Genomic DNA, 20,077 nt, shown 5'->3' with positions numbered 1-20,077 from the left:
GGAGCTGGCCCGCATCGTCGCGGCAGGTGGGGACATCACCCTCCAGGCATCGAGCATCTCGGCATCCTCCGCCTCCGCATCCGCCTCGGCGGCCGGCGCCCCTGAGAACGCCGGCGCAGGCGGCAGCGGCGGTACCGGACTCGACACGCAGGTCGCGACCGAGCGCACCCACGCGAACGCCGCTTCGGCCGCCAACGGCGGAGACGGCGCAGGCTCGAGCGCGGGCACGGCCACCCCGTCGGCCGAATCGTCGGGCGGCAAGGTCAACGCCGCAGCCGCCGTCGCGATCACCCTCGCCACCGTGCGGGCTGCGACGATCGTCGAACCGGGCATCCCGACCATCACGGCCGGCGGCCGCGTGACCCTCGCCGCGAGCACCAACACCGACGCGGCGTCGTCCGCCGACGGCTCGGCCTCGCAGGGTTCGGACGCGACGATCGGCGCGGCGGTCGCGCTCACTCTGGCCAATGTCGAGAACCTCGCCGTCGTCCCCGCGACGCTCACCCTCACCGCGCACGACCTGACCATCACGGCGACGGTGAGCCAGGACGGCGCCGATGAGACGTCCACCATCAGCGCCCAGTCGATCGCCGGCGCAGGCGGCGGCAAGGTCTCGGTCGCCGGGTCGTTCGCGATGGCCGTCGTGAACCACACCGCCCGTGCCGCTGTCCTGGGAACGATCGTCCTCACCGGCGGCGATGCGACGATCACGGCGGGGAGCGCCGTCGCGAGCACGGTGAAGGCGCTTCCGGCCGGCGAGGGGGTCACCTCCACCGGCGACCTCGGGTTCGGGGCATCCGTCGCTCTCAACCTCATCACCGATCGCACGAGCGCCGAGATCACGGACGGCGTCTCGCTCACGGGCGCACGCAACGTCTCGCTGACGGCGATCGCGGCCGACGCGGCCGTGACCGAGGCGCGGATGGGGGCCAAAGGCGGAGATGTCGCACTCGCTCCCGCGGTCGCGATCACCCTCTCGAACGTCACGACGTGGACGTTCGTCGGCACCGGCATCCTCACGGTCACCGGCTCGCTCGTGCTGGCGGCCACCCAGACGGCGTCCGCCGCCACCACCGCGTCCTCTTCCACGCTCGGAGCGACGGATGCTGCGATCGGCGTCGCCCTCGCGCTCAGCATCGCGAACCACACCACCACCTCGACCCTCGCCCGTGCGACCACGGCAGGTGCGGACGTGTCGCTCGGCGCATCGAGCATCTCGACCTCCTCCTCGGCGGCGACCGCGTCTGCGGCCGGCGCCCCGGAGAACACCGCCGACTCGGCGGATGCCGCCCACCCCGGCGGCGCGCCCGGCGAGGGCGTCAATACGCTGGCCGACGACGAGCTGACCCACGCGGGCAAGGTGTCGGGCGACAACGGCGGCGAGGGCACGAACGGGCAGAAGACGCCGAAGGCGCAATCCAGCTCTGGGTCGGTCAACGTGGCGGCTGCGATCGCGATCACCCTCGCCACGGTGCGGGCCGAGGCGATCGTCACCGACCAGGCTCCGACGATCGTCGCCGGCGGGCGCGTCACCCTCGCGACCAGCGCGAACACGGATGCCGCATCCTCCGCAGACGGCTCCGCTGCGGGCGGCGCGGGTGGCGGTGACGCCACGATCGGTGCGGCGGTCGCGATCACGCTGGCGAACGTCGAGAACCTCGCCGTGGTCCCGGCGACGCTCACGATCACCGCTCACGACCTCACGCTCTCGGCCACCGCCACTCACGACGGGCTCGATTCCACCTCGACGATCGGCGCGCAGTCGATCGCCGGTGCCGGCGGCGGCAAGATCTCGGTCGCCGGGTCGTTCGCGCTCGCCGTCGTGAAGATCACCACGCGCGCCGCGACCCTGGGCACGGTCGTCCTCACCGGCGGGAATGTCGACCTCACCGCCCTCAGCCCGGTCGCCAGCACCGTCCGGGCACTTCCCCACGGCGACGGCGTGATCGCCACCGGCGACGCCGGGGTCGGGGCATCCGTCGCCCTCAACCTCATCACCGATAGCACGAGTGCTGAGATCGCGAACGGCGTCTCGCTGACCGGGGCGAACAACGTCACCCTCACCGCGACCGCGACGGATGCCGCCGTCACCGAGGCGAAGATGGGCGCGAAGGGCGGCGATGTCGCGCTCGCTCCGGCGGTGGCGATCACCCTCTCGAACGTCACGACGACGACCTTCATCGGCACGGGCGTCCTGCTGGTCACCGGTTCGCTCGTGCTCGCGGCCACGCAGAAGGCCTCAGCCGACACCGTGGCGGATTCGGCGACCCTGGATGCGACGGATGCCGCGATCGGCGTCGCGCTGGCCCTCACTCTCGCGAACCACGTCGTGACCTCGACGCTCGCGCGCAACGTCACTGCCGGTGGGAGCGTGGCCCTGGGGGCATCGAGCATCTCGGTGTCCGGCGCCAAGGCCACCGCTTCGGCCGCCGGGGCACCGGACAACGACAGCGCCGGCGGTGGGAGCGGCGACGGTGTCGACCAGCTCGCGCAGCACGAGCGCACCAACGCCGACGGCGTCTCGACCGCGAACGGCGGAGCGGACTCCGGCGACGAGGCGAACCCGAGCGCCGAGACCAGCGACGGTCCGGTGAGCGTCGCCGCCGCCGTCGGCATCGTGGTGGCCTCGGTCGTGGCCGAAACAGTGCTCGACCCGCTCGTCACCTCGATCGTCGCGACGGATGCGGTCACGCTCGCCACCAGCGCGAACACCGACGCCCGCTCAGGCGGCGACGGATCTGCAGCTGCCGAGGGCGACGCCACGATCGGCGCCGGCGTCGCGCTGACGCTCGCCACAGTGAGCAACCGCGCCGTGATCCCCGCCACGCTCACCGTCACCGCGCACACGGTGACCCTGACCGCGCTCACCACCGTCGACGGCGGCGACGAGGTCGCGTCGTTCGGGGCCGCCGCGTCCTCGGGCGCGGCGGGCGGCAACGTCTCGGTCGCAGGTTCCGTGGCGATCGCGATCGTCACCACCGACACGCTCGCCGCCGTGTACGGCACGCTCGTCCTCACCGGCGGCGATGTGACCCTGACCGCGCAGAGCGCGGTTGTCGGCACCGTCAGCGCGCTGCCGGTCGGCGCCGGCGCGAGCGGCACGGGTGACGCCGGGATCGGGGCATCCGTCGCCCTCACCCTCGACACGCACCGCACGACCGCGCTCATCGCCGACGGGGTCTCGCTCACCGGCGCCCGCACCCTGAAGCTCGAAGCCGCCGCGAGCGATGCCACCACCACCGACGCGAAGATGGGCGCCAAGGGCGGCGGCGTCGCCGTGGCCCCGGCCATCGCCATCGTGCTGTCGAACATCACGACTCTCGCCCGCATCGGCAGCGGCGTGCTGGTGGTCACGGGCGATGTCACCATCCGCGCGACGCAGCATGCCTCTGCGGCCACGACCGCGTCGGCCGCGGCCATCGCCACCGACGACGCCGCCATCGGCATCGCACTCGCGCTCACCATCGCCAACCACACCGTCACCGCTGCGCTCGGCCGCAACACCACGGCCGGAGGCGACCTCACGCTGCAGGCGTTCAGCTGGTCGTCCTCCAGCGGCCTCGCCACTGCGTCGGCCGCCGGAGCACCCGAGAACGACACGGATGCCGGGACGGGCGACCCCGCGACCGAGGGGGGCGCACCGGGCACCGGCGTCGATCAGCAGGTCACCGGGCAGCGGGGGTTCGGTGACGCCGTCGCGGGGGAGCACCCGGGCAGCGGTGGAAAGGGCGGCTCGGAGAACTCGGGGACCACGTCGACCCCGAAGGCCGAGACGAGCTCGGGCCCGGTGAATGTCGCGGCCGCGGTCGGCATCGTCATCGCCCCGATCCGCGCCCGGACGATCCTCGAGTCAGTGGTCACGACGATCGTCGCCGGCGGCACCGTCACCCTCGCCTCGTCGCAGAACACCGATGCGGCCTCGGGCGGCGACGGCTCGGCGTCCAAGGGCGGCGACGCGGCGATCGGCGTCGGCATCGCCATCACGTATGTCGATGTCCAGAACCGCGCGCTCGTTCCGGCGACCGTCACGATCACCGCGCACGACCTCGATGTGTCGGCGAAGATCACCGAGTACGGCGCCGATGCCGTCTCGACGGTCAGCGCCATCGCCTCCTCGGGTGCGGGGGGCGGCAAGGTGTCGGTGGCCGGCTCGGTCGCTCTCGGTCTCGTATGGTTCGACACGCTCGCGGCCGTCCGCGGAACCGTGGTCCTCACCGGAGGTGACGCCACCATCGCCGCAGGAGTCGCCGTCGACTCGACCGTCAAGGCGCTCGCGGCGGGCGAGGGGGTCGTCGCGACCGGCGACGCCGGGGTCGGGGCATCCTTCGCTCTCGCCTTCATCACCGTCGACACGCACGCCGGACTCGACGACGAGGTCTCGCTCACCGGTGCCCGCGACATCCAGATCGCCGCGTCCACGATCAGCCGCACCACGACGGAGGCGAGCATGGGGGCCAAGGGCGGCGACGTCACCGTTACCCCGGCCATCGCCATCACGCTCTCCAACGCCACCACGACAGCATCCATCGGCTCTCTCGCCTCGGGGCCCATCGTCGCCACCCGCAATGTGCTGATCGCGGCGATCCAGCACACCGCAGCGCACACCACGGCCGGTGCGGTGGCGAGCGAGGGCAAGGATGCTGCGGTCGGCGTCGCGATCGCCCTCAACTTCGCGTTCGACACGGTCACGGCCACGACGTTGCGCAGCATCACCGCCGCCGGCTGGATCTCGCTCAGCGCGGTGGGCTCGTCGCTGAACGGCGCGACCGCGAAGGCCTCCGCCAGCGGCGCTCCGGGCAAGAGCAGCGGAGACGCCCCGGCCGGCGGCGTCGACGGTCAGGTCGCCGAGCAGCGCGGATATGCCGACACCGCGAACAAGGATCAGGGCGGCGCGGGTGTGCGCAACAGCGGCAGCCCCTCGGCCTCGACCAGTGACGGCGGCGTCGCCGTCGCCGGCGCGGTCGCGCTGAACATCGCCGACACGCGCTTCGAGGCCTGGCTGCCCGACGGTCTCGCGCTGACCGCAGGTGGCCACGTGTGGCTGACCTCATCTGCGCAGGTCGACGGCATCGTGCAGGCTGACGGCACGGCGCTGGCGAAGAAGGATGCCGGGGTCGGCGTCGCGGTCGCGCTGAACCTCGTCTTCCTCTCCAACCGCGCCTGGGTCGGCGATGACACAGTCGTCGCCGGCAACGGCTTCACCGCCGCCGCGCTGCAGACGACGGTCGGCGCCGACACGACCCATGACTTCTCCGCGATCGCGAACGCGGGCGCCGGCTCCGAAGACGTGGGTGTCGCCGGAGCGCTCGCGCTGAACATCGTCACCGATCGCACCGAGGCGTGGATCCCGTCGTCGGCCGTCGTCGACTTCGGCACCGGCGACGTGCGCATCGCGGCCCAGAACCTCCGCACCGACACCGCCAAGGCGAAGGCCGATGCGAAGGGCGGCGGATCGTCCACCGGCGTGGGGGCGTCGGTGGCGATCAACGTCGTCGCCTCCGACATCACGCGTGCAGAGATCGAAGACGGCGCGGATGTCGCGGGCGGCGCGAACGTCACCGTCACCGCAGACCACACCGACACGGTCGTGGGCGAGGTCACCGCCGGCGCGAAGGGCGGCACCGCGATCGCTCCCGCCGTGGGCATCAACATCGTGCTGCCCGTCGTCCTCGCCCGCATCGGTACGCCCGGACCCCGCGCCTTCGTCGCCACCGGCGATGTCATCGTGCGGGCGACTCACGCCGGTTCGGTCTCGGTCACCGCAAACGCGGATGCCGCGGGGCAGGACGCCGTCGGAGCGATCATCGTCATCAATGTGGTCGACGTGGGCGTGCGCGCCGGGGTCGCCCGCAACGTCACCGCCGCCTCGCTGTGGCTGGTGGCAGCAGACGAATTGCATACGAGCGCGATCGGCACGGCGAGCGCGGGCGGAGCGGATCCCACCAAGACCGGCGGAGCGAGCGACTCCGATCAGCAGGCGCAGCACCAGCTCGACGGCACTCCCTCCACCAGCAGCAGCTCCTCGACGCTTCCGTCCGCGAGTGACAACGTCGACTCCGGCAACACCACCGCCGGCGGTCAGTCCGGGCAGTCCAGCGACGGAGTCGGCGTCGCCGCGGTCATCAGCGTCAACTGGGTCACTGTGGTCAGCAGCGCCACGCTCGCTCCTGACCTCACCGTGATCGTCACGGGGGTGTTCGCCGCCCTCGCCTCGAACGAGACGGATGCGACCGCCCGGGCGACCGGATCGGCCGCGAAGATCCAGAACGGCTCGAACATCGGCGCCGCTGTCGCGCTCAACGTCGTGAAGGTCACCGACCGCGGCTCGGTCGGCGCGGGCGCCGACATCACGGCGGGCTCCGTCGCGGTCACCGGACTCACCCCCTCCGGAACCCGCAACGACTTCCAGGCGTGGGGGATCGCTGCGGCGGGCGGCACGAGCGACACTTCCGTCGCCGGCTCCGTCGCCGTTCAGGTGCTGCTCCTCACCAACGAGGCCATCATCGGCGCCGGCACGACGCTGCGGGTCACCGGCGGCATCTCGCTGGATGCGAGCAACCCGATGGGGATGTCGGCGATCGCCGCCTCCGGAGCGCTCACCCTCGACGGCAACGCCGTCGGCGCCGGCATCGTCGTGCAGTACAGCACCTCCACGACGCGCGCCGTGATCGAGTCGACTTTCTCGGCGCCCACCGTGATCACGGCCGGGGGTGCGATCATCGGCCGGGCTACGGCATCCCTCGTCCCGCTCGCCGCCCCCGAGATCCCGCTGCTGGGCAGCCTCGGCGACTTCACCGGCGTCGCCCTCGGCGCAGCCGCGGGCAACGGCGACGTCGCCGTCGGCGGGTCGGTCATCGTCAACGTCATCGACCGCATCACGCACGCCGGCATCGGCGACGGCGCCTCCATCAACCAGGGGGTCGCACACCCCGCAGGGCAGGACCTCTCCTTCACCGCCGGCGATCAGACCACCTTCGTGGACGTCGCGGGGGCGCTGGGCCTGTCGACCGGTAGCGCCGGCATCGGCTTCGCCCTCATCGTCGGAGTGCACAACAAGGACGTCCGCGCCTGGATCGGCCTCGGCGTCGACGCCGACCTCGGCGGGTCCGTCTGGCTGATCTCCACCGCGGGCGAGAAGTTCACCGAGGTCGTCGCGGGCGGGGCGGCCGCCTCGGACGCCGGCATCGCGGGCTCGTTCGTGGTGCTAGTCGTGAACCAGGGATCGGATGCCGGAACCCGGGCCTACATCGACAGCACCGCGCAGTCGCCGACCTCGGTCCGGGCGCTCGGCGCGGTCACCCTCGCCGCCGCCGACCCGATGACGATGACCCTCTTCGCGGGGGCGATCGGCGCCGCGAGCACCGCCGGCATCGGCATCTCGTCCGTCGTGTTCGTCCGCACCGGCATCGTCGACGCGCGCGTCGGCGAGCGGGCCGAGCTGTGGGCGCGCGGCGGGACGGGCTTCTCGGCGACCGCCGCGCAGAGTGAGGACGAGTGGCTCGTCGCCGTCGGCGGCGGCGTGGGCGGTACGGCCGGTATCGCGGGAGCGGCCACCATCGGCGTGCAGAACAACACGACCCAGGCCCACCTCGACCGCGGCGTCACACTGGACGGAGTCGCCGCAGGCGGGAGTGCGGGTGCACGCCTCGCCGCGACCGACACCACGATCCTCCGCGGCATCGCCGGGCAGCTGGCCATCGGCGGCACCGCCGGCGTCGGGCTCGGCGCCGACGTCGAGGTCGTGAACAAGACGACCCAGGCGTGGATCGCCCCCGAAGCACTCGTCGCGGTCAGCGGCGATGTCACGATCGACGCGACTTCCGGCGAGGATGTCACGAGTGTCGCGGCCGGCGCGAGCGTCGGCGGTACGGCGGCCGTCTCGGCCAATGCCGCCGTCTCGGTCTACACGATCGTGACGAAGGCGTTCGTCGGGGAGGTCTGCTCCGGGCCGGCGACGGAGGCGGCGTGCGCGGCATCCCGTGCCGTCATCGTCGCCGGCGGGAGCGCCCGCGTGGCGGCGAACGAGATCCTCACGATGGACATCATCTCGGGCTCGGTCGCCGCCTCCGGCACCGCGTCGGTCGGACTCACCGCCGCGGTTCCGGTGCTCCACAAGACGACCACCGCCTTCATCGGCGACCTGTCGAGGGTCACCGCGCTCGGGGGCGGGTCGGGGCTCGCCGCGGCGGGCGCCTTCCAGATCTCGTACATCGACACGCGCTTCAACCCGCAGACCGCGATCGTCGGCGGCAATCAGCTCGAGCTCGGCTACGTCCACGGCATCGAGAACGGTCAGGCCGTCTCGTACGACGACGGCGGCGGTCAGTCGATCATCGGTCTCGCCCCCGGCGCGACCTATTACGCGATCGTCGATTCCTCCGCTCCGACCCGCCTGCGTCTCTCGCTCACCTCGGGCGGCCCGGCGATCGCGCTCGCCTCGCCCGCCCGCCCCGGCCAGTCGCACCGCATCTATCCGACCGACGAGGCCACGGTGCCGGGGCGCCCGGCGCCGTACTTCACGCCCCTCGCCGATGTCGACGGCGGCGCGAACATCGTGAACCTCCCGTACGACATCCCCGCGGGCGACTCGGATTCGAGCAGCTCGAGCGACGGTCCTACGCCGCTTGCGACCGGCGACGCCGTGGTCTACACCGCGGGCGGCGACACCCCGATCGGCGGGCTCGTCGACGGTGGCACCTATTACGTCATCGTCACCGGTGCGCACAGCTTCCGCCTCGCCGCGACCAAGTGCGACGCCGACCCGATGGCGAGCGGCTGCACCACCGGTGGCGTCACCACCATCGACCTCGACCCCTCGATCGCCCACGGCCGGGCGCACAGCTTCGTGCGCCAGGGCATGCAGCCCCCGGGAGACCCCGCCCGCATCACCGGCAAGCGCGTGCTCTCGCAGGCGCCCGGCGCGGTGTTCGGGGTGGCGGTGATCGCCAACAACAGCGACGAGATCCTCGCCGTGGGTGCGAGCGCGGCCGTCGCGGCGACCGCCGGAGTCGGGGTGGCGGGCAACGTCAACGTCGTCACCGCCCACACCGATGCGTTCATCGGCCGTGCGGCGCGCGTCAACGACGTGAACACGGGCGCGGCGCCGTGGCAGTCCGTGACGGTCGCAGCCTCCGGAGACTTCCGCCAGCTGATGGTCTCCGCGGCGCTCGGCGGCGGCATGGCCGGCATCGGTGTGAACGCGGCGGTGGATGTCGTGAACCTCACCGTCGACGCGACGATCCAGGACGGCGCGATCGTGCGGGCGGCGGGAGATGTCGCCCTCAGCGCCCGTGGCACCGAAGAGGTCGTGGCGGCCTCCGCATCGGCGGGTGCGGGCCTGGCCGGAGTCGGCGTCGCCGTCGCCGCGATCGTGGTGAACAGTCACACCTGGGCCACCACGGGTGCGGGCGTCCGCATCGATGCGGGTAACAACGTGCTGGTGCGCGCCGATGACGCGACCTCGGTGACGACGGTGTCGGGCGGCATCGGCGTCGGCTTCGTCGGCGGCGGCGCAGGGGTCGCGATGGTGGTCCTCACCAAGAGCACCCGGGCAACAGTGGGGGCCGGCAACATCCTCGACGCCCGGGCCGCCGGCGGCCTGCCGATCAGCGGGGTGCCGCTCGGCACCGCAACCGATTCCGCCTTCCCCGTCGGCACCCAGAGAGGTCTGGCCGTCGTCGCCACGAGTTCGCAGGACGTCTTCGGGATGGCGATCGCCGCCGGCGGCGGATTCGTCGGTGTCGCGGGTGCCGTCAACGTCACGTTGCTCACCGGCGACACGACTGCGACCATCGAAGCCGATGCGGTCGTCAACGCCGCTCGTGCCGGCGCGGGCAGCGCACAGGGCGTCTCGGTCTCGGCCGCAGACCGCACCGACACCTTCACGCTCGGCGGCGGGCTCGGCGTGGGATTCGTCGGGGTCGCCGGCGGCATCGACATCGGCGTCCTCGACGTGGCGGTGGCGGCCGGTATCGGCGATCGCGCCCAGGTCTGGGCGAGCGACGACATCCGCGTGCAGGCGATCTCGATCCGCAGCATCCAGACTTTTGCCCTCAGCTTCGGAGCCGGCGTCGTCGGGGTCGCCGGCTCGGTATCGGTCTGGAGCGTCGGCGTCGCCCCGAGCGGCTCGTACGACGACGGCGGCGGCGCGAAGGACGGCCTCTCCGGCAGCGGCAGCACCGCGCAGAACCAGGCTGATCAGTACGCATCCGGCGACGGATCCACGGGCTACGCCTCCATCCTCGGCGGCGCACAGGACAGCTCGGGCACGAACACGGCGAACCGCAAGCAGCAGGGACTCTCCGGCGCCCAGGCCGGCGTCGCCGGCGCCCGCCCCGGTGCCGGCGTGGTCACCTCCCGTCTCGCGGTCCCTGCGGTCCGCGGCACCACCAGCCGGGTCGGCGCGGGCGCAGTCCTCGTCGCCGGAGGGGATGTCGCGGTCACCGGCGTCGCGCGGGACAGCTTCTTCGGGCTCGCCGGTTCCGGCAGCGGCGGCATCGGCGCGGTGGGGCTCTCGCTCATCGTCGCGAACCTCCACACGGTCGTGGATGCCGGCATCGAATCCGGTGCGGTGATCCGCGCGGGTGGCGGCGTGACCGTCTCGGCTCAGGCGCGCGAGCGCAGCGAGACGTGGGCGTTCTCGGGGCAGGCGGCCGGCGTCGCCATCGGCGGCCAGATCATCGTGCTGAACACCGACTCCCGTCAGCGCGCGCACATCGACGACGGCTCGTCGATCCCCGCAGCGGGCGGCACCATCGCGGTCATCGCGGGCGCCGACCGCCGGGTCACCCCTACCGCGTTCGGCATCACGCTCGCGATCGCGACCGGCGGGGCTGCGATGGCCTTCGCCGACGTCACCGGCGACACAGTCGCCCGCATCGGCGCGGCCGACCTCGGATCCGTCACCCCCGTCGGCGGGATCTCGATCGCCGCAACCTCCACGATCGTCGTGCCGGTCCTGGTGTTCTCCGTCGCCCTCGGCGTCGCCGGCGCGCTCAACGGCGCCGCCGCCACCGCGACGGTGTCCGGTCGCACCGCGACGGAGTACTCCGGTACCGCCCGGGTTGCCGGCGCCGTCTCGATCGTCGCCGACGCGACCAACACCGTCGAAACCGAGACGGCCAACGCACAGGCCGGCGCGGTGACGGTCGGCATCACCTTCGCCCGTTCGAACATCTCGCGCGCGACGACCGCGCTGGTGACCCCCGGCGCGTGGATTTCCAGCGGCGGGGGCATCGGGCTCCGCTCCACTTCGCACAACCACGTCGACGCCGACATGATCGGTGGCAGCTTCGCGGGCGTCGCCGCGCTCCTGATGGACCCCGAGGCGCACGTCACCGGAGCGACCGAGGCGCGTTTCGGCGGCAACGTCGCCGACAGCGGTTCGCTCGTCGTCGAAGCCCAGGGGCAGAACCGCGCCACCGCCCACGCGCTGGTCGCGAGCATCGGCATCCTCGGCACGGGCCAGGGTGTGAACGTCGACGCGCAGGTCGCCCCCTCGGCATCGGTGCGGGCGTTCATCGAGACCGGCACGGTGTTCAGTCGCGGCCTCGTCGCCGTCCGCGCCGTGACACTGCTCGACGGCGCGGGCGGCAACATCGCCACCGCCAAGATCGAGGCATTCGCGGGTGGACTCGTCGCTGTCGGCAGCTACGTCGCCAGCGCGCTGCTCGAGGGAGCCACGACCGCCGAGCTGTCCAGCACCGTGGGTGGCTCCGGGTCCATCGAGGCCACCGCCGACAGTCGTTCGGCGGCTGCCGCGCAGTCCCGCGCCGCCACCGTCGGACTCTTCACCGTCTCGGCATCCGTCGTCGATGCCGAGGTGAGCGAATCCGCGCAGACCCGCGCCTCCATCTTCGGATCCGTCTGGTCGAGCGGCGCCACCACGATCCGCGCGCACGCCTCGAACACCGCGGATGCGACCACGGATGCGGCGTCGGTCGGTCTCCTCAACGTCGGGGTCACGCTTCCGAGCGCTGTCATCGGGGCCGGCACGATCGCAGAGCTGCGCGCGGGTCTGGTCGGCAATGGACTCACCGTCGATGCGAGCGGGTCGAACGCGGCGACCACGAAGGTCGACTACGTCTCGGTCGGATTCATCAGTGGCGGCATCGGCGGGGCGAACGCGCTCGTGCTCGACGCCGCCGCGATCCGTGCGATCGTCGCCACCGGCTCCGCACAGGTGTACGCCGCGCCCGGCGCCGTCTCAGTCACCGCCACCTCCGCCAACACCGCCACCTCCACGATGGTGAAAACCGAGGTCTCCGCCTTCACCATCGGCGGTCTGCTGCCGGTCGCGACGGTCTCCGCCGCCACTTCGGCCGCGTTCGACTCGGGGCCCGCGTCGTCGGGGTCGTTCACCGTCGCCGCCTCCTCCCTGAACGGGGTCGACGCGACCGCGAAGCTCTTCTCACTCTCGATCGCCGGGATCCGCGGCACGATCGCGACCGCGACGATCGAGAACTCCGCGGCCACGACGGCGATCGTCGGCGGCGGAGTCAGCCTCGCGGCGTCCGGCGCCGTGTCGGTGCGCGCCGAGAACCGTGCGGGCACGCATGTGCGGACCGACATCGACAGCGCGGGGGGAGCACTTCTGGATGCCGGACTGTTCGGCGCCACCTCCGTCACCGGCGCTGCGGTCACCGCAGCGTTCGACGGCTCGGTCACCAGCTCCGGATCCGTCGCCGTGGTCGCTGCCGGCGGAGCCACGGTCACCACCCACCTCTCCGCCCTGTCGATCGGACTCCTCAGCATCAGCGGCAGCGCGGTCAGGGCTGCGATCACGGATGCCGCGGCCGTGACCGCTCGCTATGGCGCGGGCTTCCTCGTCACGAGCGGGGCGGTCGAGGTCGGCGCGTCAGCGACGGACATCGCGACGGCCGAGACCGACATGGCCTCCGGCGGTGCGATCGTCGTGGGCGTCACGGTCCCGAGCTCGACGATCGCCTCCGCCGTCACGGCAGACTCCTCCGCGCGGCAGTTCGGCGGGAACGCCGTCACGGTTCATGCCGACGCGACCCGCACGGCGAACACCACGTCGGGGGCGATCTCGTTCTCGCTCATCGGGGTCGCGCACTCGTCGGGTGAGGCGCGCATCACCTCCGCCGCCCTCACGCAGGCCCGCATCCTCCCCGGCGCCACGATAGATGCGCCGGATGCCGCGGTGACGGTCACCGCCACCGCGCACAACGCCGCAACCGCCGCGGGCGGCGGCATCAACGTCGGGCTGCTTCTGGCGGCCACCAACACCGAGCCGCTCGCCCAGATCGACGCATCGACCTTCGCCCACATGCAGGCCGCGATCCAGGGCGCCGTCGCCGGCTCGGCCGGTGCCGCCGCGCTCACCGTCAAGGCCAGCTCGACCGACGCGGCGGACGCATCGCTGGTCAACTACACCGGCGGCACGATCTCGATCGAGACCGGCCGCGCGCGGGCGACGGTGGCCACCACGACCGAGACGCTGGTGGGCAACGGCGCACCGATCTACGTACGCGGCAACGTCTGGGTCGGTGTCGAGGAGCAGCCGGTCTCGCGCTCGTACGCCCGCACGTTCTCGGGTGGCGCGCTGTCGATCAGCACCAACCACGCCACCGCCACCACCACCCCGACGGTGCGCCTGCGGATCGTGCCGAACACCACGATCGGCGCCGGCGGCACCGTCACCCTCGATGCTCGCCAGAATTCCGCCACTCCCGTCATCCCGCCCGGCATCGTTTTCGACGCCGTCACCGGGGTCGACGGCGGCAACGAGACGATCACCGTGAACGGCGCGCACAACCTCGACACCGGCGGCAGCGTCGCCTACTCCAAGGGCGACGGCAACACCGCCGTGGGCGGGCTCGCCGACGGCGCCCGCTACAACGTGATCGTCGTGGACGCCGACACGATCCAGCTCGGGTCGACCTTCGAGGGCCAGCACATCGATGTCGACAGCGACATCATCACGTTCGGCCGCACCGTGGGAGGCGACTTCACCGCACTGCCGCACAACTTCGCCGACGGACAGCGCGTCATCTACTCGCCCCTGGCAGGGGGCGCCGCCGCCGGGCTCGTCAGCGGTCGCACCTACATCGTCCGCGTGCTGGACGAGTTCCGCATCCAACTCATCGACTCCACGACGCCGCAGGCGCCTGTCGACTTCACCGGCCTGTCGATCATCGGCGGCAGGGTCGTCGTCGCCAACAGCTACACCGACGGTCAGCTGCTCCAGTACGTCGCCCCCGACGCCAAGGCGACCTTCGCGAGCAACCGCGTCGACATCGTGCTGAGCGCCGACGGCACCCCCGAACGCGTCGGCGGCACCGGCTCGGCCTACGTGACGCAGGACAACAACAGGATCGCGCTGCGCGCCCACACGTTCACGACCGGCCAGGAGGTCGTGTACCGCGCCAACGGCTCGGCCATGAACGGCCTGAGCAATGACACGCACTACTGGGTGATCGTCGTGGGCCCGAACGAGATCCAGCTGGCCGCGACGTACTGCGAGGCCGTCGGCACCTGCCCCGACCCGGGCAACCCCGGCTTCGCCATCGCGGTGAAGGCGCGCGAGCTGGCCCCCGACCTCTCGGCGGGCGGCCTGAGCGTGCAGCACGGCCTCTACGTGCCGGGCCAGCAGCCGGTCGCCGGCATCCAGAACGGCCAGCGCGTCTACGTGTACGACGCGAACCCCACGTCGTTCCAGGTCTCACTGTTCAGCGGCTTCCTCGCCCCGCTCGGCGTGCTCCCGCTCACCGGCAACGGCAGCTTCGGCACGAGCCACTTCGTCCCTGCGGTCGTCGACCTCGGCTCGAACACCTTCAACCTGCCGCACAAGCTCGTGATCGATCTGACCTCGACCGGCACGGGCTCGCAGCAGCTGCATTCGCAGCCCCTCACCCCGACCCTGCCGGACGGCGGCGTCTACAGCGAGGCGAAGGTCTACGGCGAGGGCGTCGGGTTCATCGCCTCCGACAAGGGCTACCCGACGACGAACTACGTGGCGAACCTCGAGCTCACCGTCGACGAGGGCGTGCACATCACCGCGGGCGGCGACATCTCCATCTCCTCCTCCTCCGTCGCCGCGGCCTTCACCGACGGCTCCTCCGCGGGTCTCGGCTTCGTCGGGATCGGCGCCGCGCACGCCGAAGTGCGTGCCACCTCGAACGCCACCGTCTGGCTCAAGGCCGGGTCCGACATCCGCTCAACGGGTGGCAGCGTCCGCATCACTCCGAAGACGGTCGCCAGTGGGAACGCGACGGCCCGTTCGCAGGCGGGCGGCTTCGGCCACGGCGTCGACTCCGAGACGTTCGGACGCATCGACGTCACGGCCAAGACGATCCTCGATGGCACGATCATCGCCTGGAACGACATCGAGGCCGCCGCCACCAGCGGCATGCTGGCCCAGCTGCGTGCGTCGGCGTCGGGTGGATCGTTCGCCGGCAGCTCGTCGTCGGGGGAGTGCGGCAACACCGAGTGCCACCTCGACGCGACCAACCACGAGACGAGCCTCACCGTCGGCGGTGGCGCCTACCTCGAGGCTGACAATGTGACGCTCACCGCCGAGTTCGTCTCCTCCAACCTGCTGGATGAGAACCGCTCCAACGGCGACGGCGCCTTCGAAGACTCGGATGCCTCGTCCGACGCGCGGCTGCACTCCTTCGTGCACGTCCAACTCAACGATCACGCGAAGATCGTCGGCTGGCAGACGGTCACGATCACCGCGCAGCACCGCGGTATCGAAGTGAAGGCGTACGCCCGGGCATCATGCGGCTGCTTCGGCGGAGACAGTGACGCCGACGCCTACATGCTGTACGACGCGACCTCGAGCGTCACCGCGCAGGCCGGGGTCCGCATCCGCACCGCCACGCTGCTCGTCCGCGCCGTGCACGAGCTCATCAACACCGTCCACGACGCCTCCACCGACGGCGGCTTCATCGACTTCGGCGGCAGTGACAGCGGCGAGGGCAACTACCGCTACCGCACGATCGAGTGGAACGCCGACGTGGTGCTCCATGCGCCCGATCCCACGCTGATCGTGGATGCCGCCGGAAAGATCGTCAAGAAGTACGGCGTCACCGTGCGCGACACGAACAATGTGATCTACAACCTCAACGACGTGGTCCCTGTCGGCCAGGCGATCATCGTCGACCCGATCGAGAACACCGGCGGCGGGCGGGCGACGTACTTCATCAACAACACGTCCGGCTCGGCGCCTCCGGGAACCCTCACGGGCGACCAGGGCACCCTGCAGGTCCAGAACACGTTCGATGCGGTGCGGATCCACAACTACTCGAGCCGCGATCTGAGGGTGAACGGCATCAGCGTCGTCAACCTCGACCACGTCGGCGCGACGGTCGACGTCCAGGCCGAGATCTCCACCGCTTTCCGCTTCCGGATCGGCACGCCGATCTTCGCTCCGACGTTCGTCGACATCGCGAACTGGGATGGCGCGGGTCTGCCCGACATCACGCTCAACGGCTACATCGACAACCCGATCGGCACCACCCGCATCATCAACGAGCACGGCGACATCCTCGCCACCGGCACCGGCAGCATGCGCACCAACATCGCCGAGCTGCACGCCAACCGAGGCACCATCGGCCAGAAGTTCACGTTCTTCGGCTTCTCGTTCCGCCTGCCGATCCCGATCGTGCTGGTCCAGAGCGACTTCATCGTGGACGACCTCGACCCGACGCGACCGGTCGGGCTCGTCGCCGATGCCCGTGACGATGTCGTGCTCGATCTCACGTACAGTGCGCGCCAGCCCGTCGGTTCGCCGTACGCCGCCGACGCCTTCCGCCCGGTCCTGGGGCCCATCCACGCCGGCCGCGACATCGACATCGTCGTGCACGACTCGCTGCGGGGCTCTGACGTGCCGCCGATGGTCTCCTACCTCGTGCAGGTCAACGTCGTCATCCCGCCCGACCTCGTGACCCTGGTGGGTGCGTCGGGCCAGTACCACACCTACTTCCACCCGGACCCGGCGCCGTGGGGCGGCTTCAGCGACCCCGTCCTCGTCGCGTGGGGAACGCTCAACTCGTTCGCCCCGGTCACCGCGTACACGTTCCCCGATCTCAGCGCCGGCGACGACATCATCGTCCTGCACACCGAGCTGCGGACGCTCATCTCGTTCACGGTCACCTCGGACGTCGATGCGACGCTGTTCAGCCTGCGCTTTCCGACGCAGCCCTACTCCGTGAGCGACGGCGACGGAGAGATCACCGAGTACACCAACGGCTTCATCGTCGACCACGAGAGAATCGGCGACCTGCGGGTCGGCACGATCACCTCCACCACCGACGACGTCAGCCTCGACGTCACCCCTGCGGTCGATCAGGCGACAGCATCCATCCTCGACACGGGGCTGATCGACGACGGAACGTTCCGCGTCGGCGGCCGCACGATCATCCTGCTCGCCGGTCTCGTGAGCGGTCGCATCGGCGGGGCGGATGCGACTCCCGACTTCCTCGAGATCCGCTCGTCGCTGTCCGGACGCGGGCGGGTCATCGCCCTCGCCGCCGGCAACGTGCTTCTGGATCAGGTCGCCGGTGACCTGTACGTCGGATTGGCCGCCAGCCTCGACGAGAATGTCGCGCTGCGCACCCGCTCCGGCGGCATCCTCGACGACGTCGAGAACGGCGCCACACGCGTGATCGGGCACGACATCGACCTCATCGCGGTGGGGGGCACCATCGGCGCCGACAGTCCTGACCGCTCGGCCGACCTCGTGATCGACACCGCGGTCGACGGCCGGCTGTTCGCGGAATCGAGTCCCGCGCCGGCCGTGCTCTCCGTCCCGCCCACGGGCGTGTTCGTGGCAGAGGCGACGGGATCGCTGTCGGTGCTGCGCGCCACCGCGTCCACCGGTGATGTGCGCCTGACCGTGCCCTTCGTCGCCGGCGGCGTCGACGAGTCGCTGTTCGTGATCACGGACGGCGAGACGATCGACGGGCTTCAGTCGATCGTCGATGACGGCCTCGTCTTCGCCGGAGGCGACGTGACCCTCCTCGTCGGCCAGGACGTGGTCGCGCCGCTTCACACGGTCATCGCCGGCACGACCGTCACGATCCACGCGTCGTTCGGTCAGACCTCGGCGTCCGACGGCGGCTCTGGCCTGTTCTTCGGCGGCGCCGTCCTCGCGGGCGAGTCGATCGTGATCGACAGCGGCGTCGGCGACGACGGGTACCTCTTCACCGGGCTCGTGCTCGGTGGGTCGATCCACATCTTCTCCGACGCGGGCGACGACGTCCTCGTTCTGCTCGGGATCGTGGTGGCGCTCGACTCGGTCGAGATCGGCACCGGCGACGGCGACGACTTCGTCTACATCACCGGGCTCCTCACCGGACACCCGACCGAGATCTACGGCGGCCGCGGTGACGACACCTTCGTCTTCGTCGAGACGTACCTCGGCGGACACACCCTCGTCTACGGAGGAGCGTCCGCGATATCGTCCGGCGATGACGGCGACGATTCGTTCTTCGTGTCGCGCCTGCAGACGATGACCGGCACGCACATCGCCGCACCGGGAGACGATTTCGACGGCACCGAGGTCCGCGACGCCCTCGTGCTGTTCGGCCAGGGCGGCGACAACACCTTCTCCATTCAGACGTGGGGCGCCGGCGACCCCGATCCCGACGGCCACGACTACGTCATCGTCGTCCGAGGCGGTGGCGTGCGTCAGGGCGGGCAGAACAACCTCACGATCGACGGGACGGATGCGGCGGACGTGTTCCTGTTCCGTGCGATCGCCGCCATCGCCGAGCAGCCCGACGCGAAGCGCCCGGCGATCGTCGCCTCGGTCGACGCGGGGGCGGGCACCGTCGAGCGCATCGTCTACGACGAAGGCATCAACTCCCGCCTGACCGTCAACGGCTACGACGGCGACGACGTGTTCGTCTTCGACGACAACTCCGCTCTGACGACCGTCTACGGCGGCGACGGCGACGACACCTTCGTCGTCGGGCAGTTCTTCGCCACGCCCCGGATCGAGCCCGACGTGCAGCCCGGCGACGCGTTCACGACGCTCCAGACCGAGTTCGGCTACGAGAGCCCCGGTGTCTCTCTCCCGACCGTCCTGTACGGAGGGGCGGGCGATGACCTCTTCCTCATCAACGGGCATTCGGCCGAGCTGCGCGTGGAGGCCACGACAGGCAACGACGTGTTCCGCATCCTTGCGGTCCGGCTCCTGGACGCCACGTACCGCGTCGACGGCCTGCTGTCATTGGATGGCGGGGCCGACCTCTCCACCGTCGAGGTGCGCGCCGCGGGGCCTGTGACCGACATCGCGGTCCAGATCAACGCGGTAGCGCGCACGGGGCTGGTCATCGGTGCGGGGCTCGACATCGACCTCTACAACATCGGGGCTCCGACCATCGTCTCCGCCCCGTTCGTGCCCGCGACACCGACGGGGCTGCAGACCGACACCCTCGCGCCGGCGCTTCCCCTCGTGATCGCCGTGCCCCCGCGCCTGGACGGCGCCGGCATCGTGGTCGTGGTCGAGTCCGACGGCTCCACGACGCTCGTGCCCGGCGTCAAGGAGACCGACAGCTACACCATCGCGCTGGCGACCCCGCCGACCGAACGCGTCTACATCACGATCTCGAGCGCATTCGGTGGCGGCACTCCGTACGCCGAGATCTCGATCGACGGCGGACTCACCTTCCACGACCAGGTGATCCTGATCTTCGAGGCGGGCCAGACCGGACCCAAGACCGTCATCGTGCGGCTCATCCCGACCGTCGAGCCGCTCGCCTTCTCGATCTTCGCCCTCGCCCCCACCGCCGAGGTCGGCCCCGGCATGGTGGTGCAGACCGTGAGTCACGTCATCTCCAGCGACGACCCCCTCTACGACCACGCACCCGTCCGCAACGTCTACATCAACCTCACACCGTTCGAGCCGACTCCGCCGAATCCCCCCGTCCCGCCCGCGCCGCCGGTGCCGGACAATGGCGGAGCCCAGCCCGCGGGCAACGGCTCCTCGGGGGACACGCTTGCGGCGACCGGATCGAGCGGGGCGGAGATGGCCATGCTCATCGCCTTCGCGATCCTGCTGCTCGCAGCGGGCGGGATGCTCGTGGCTCGCCGCCGTCGCCGGGTCTGA

General features: G+C 71.3%; 1 protein-coding gene (cut by a window edge). It reads left to right on the top strand.

The window, feature by feature from the left end; genetic code table 11:
• Window positions 1–20,077, top strand: partial view of a hypothetical protein gene (locus ACFE6Z_RS09010; RefSeq protein ID WP_375385399.1) — the 3' portion only. It extends 12,173 nt beyond the left edge of the window; 20,077 of the gene's 32,250 nt are visible here — the last part of the coding sequence; its start codon lies beyond the left edge, outside the window; its stop codon occupies window positions 20,075–20,077.

It is taken from the genome of uncultured Microbacterium sp. (assembly GCF_964244775.1).
Lineage (GTDB): Bacteria > Actinomycetota > Actinomycetes > Actinomycetales > Microbacteriaceae > Microbacterium.
This window is presented reverse-complemented; position numbering and strand designations above follow the sequence as displayed.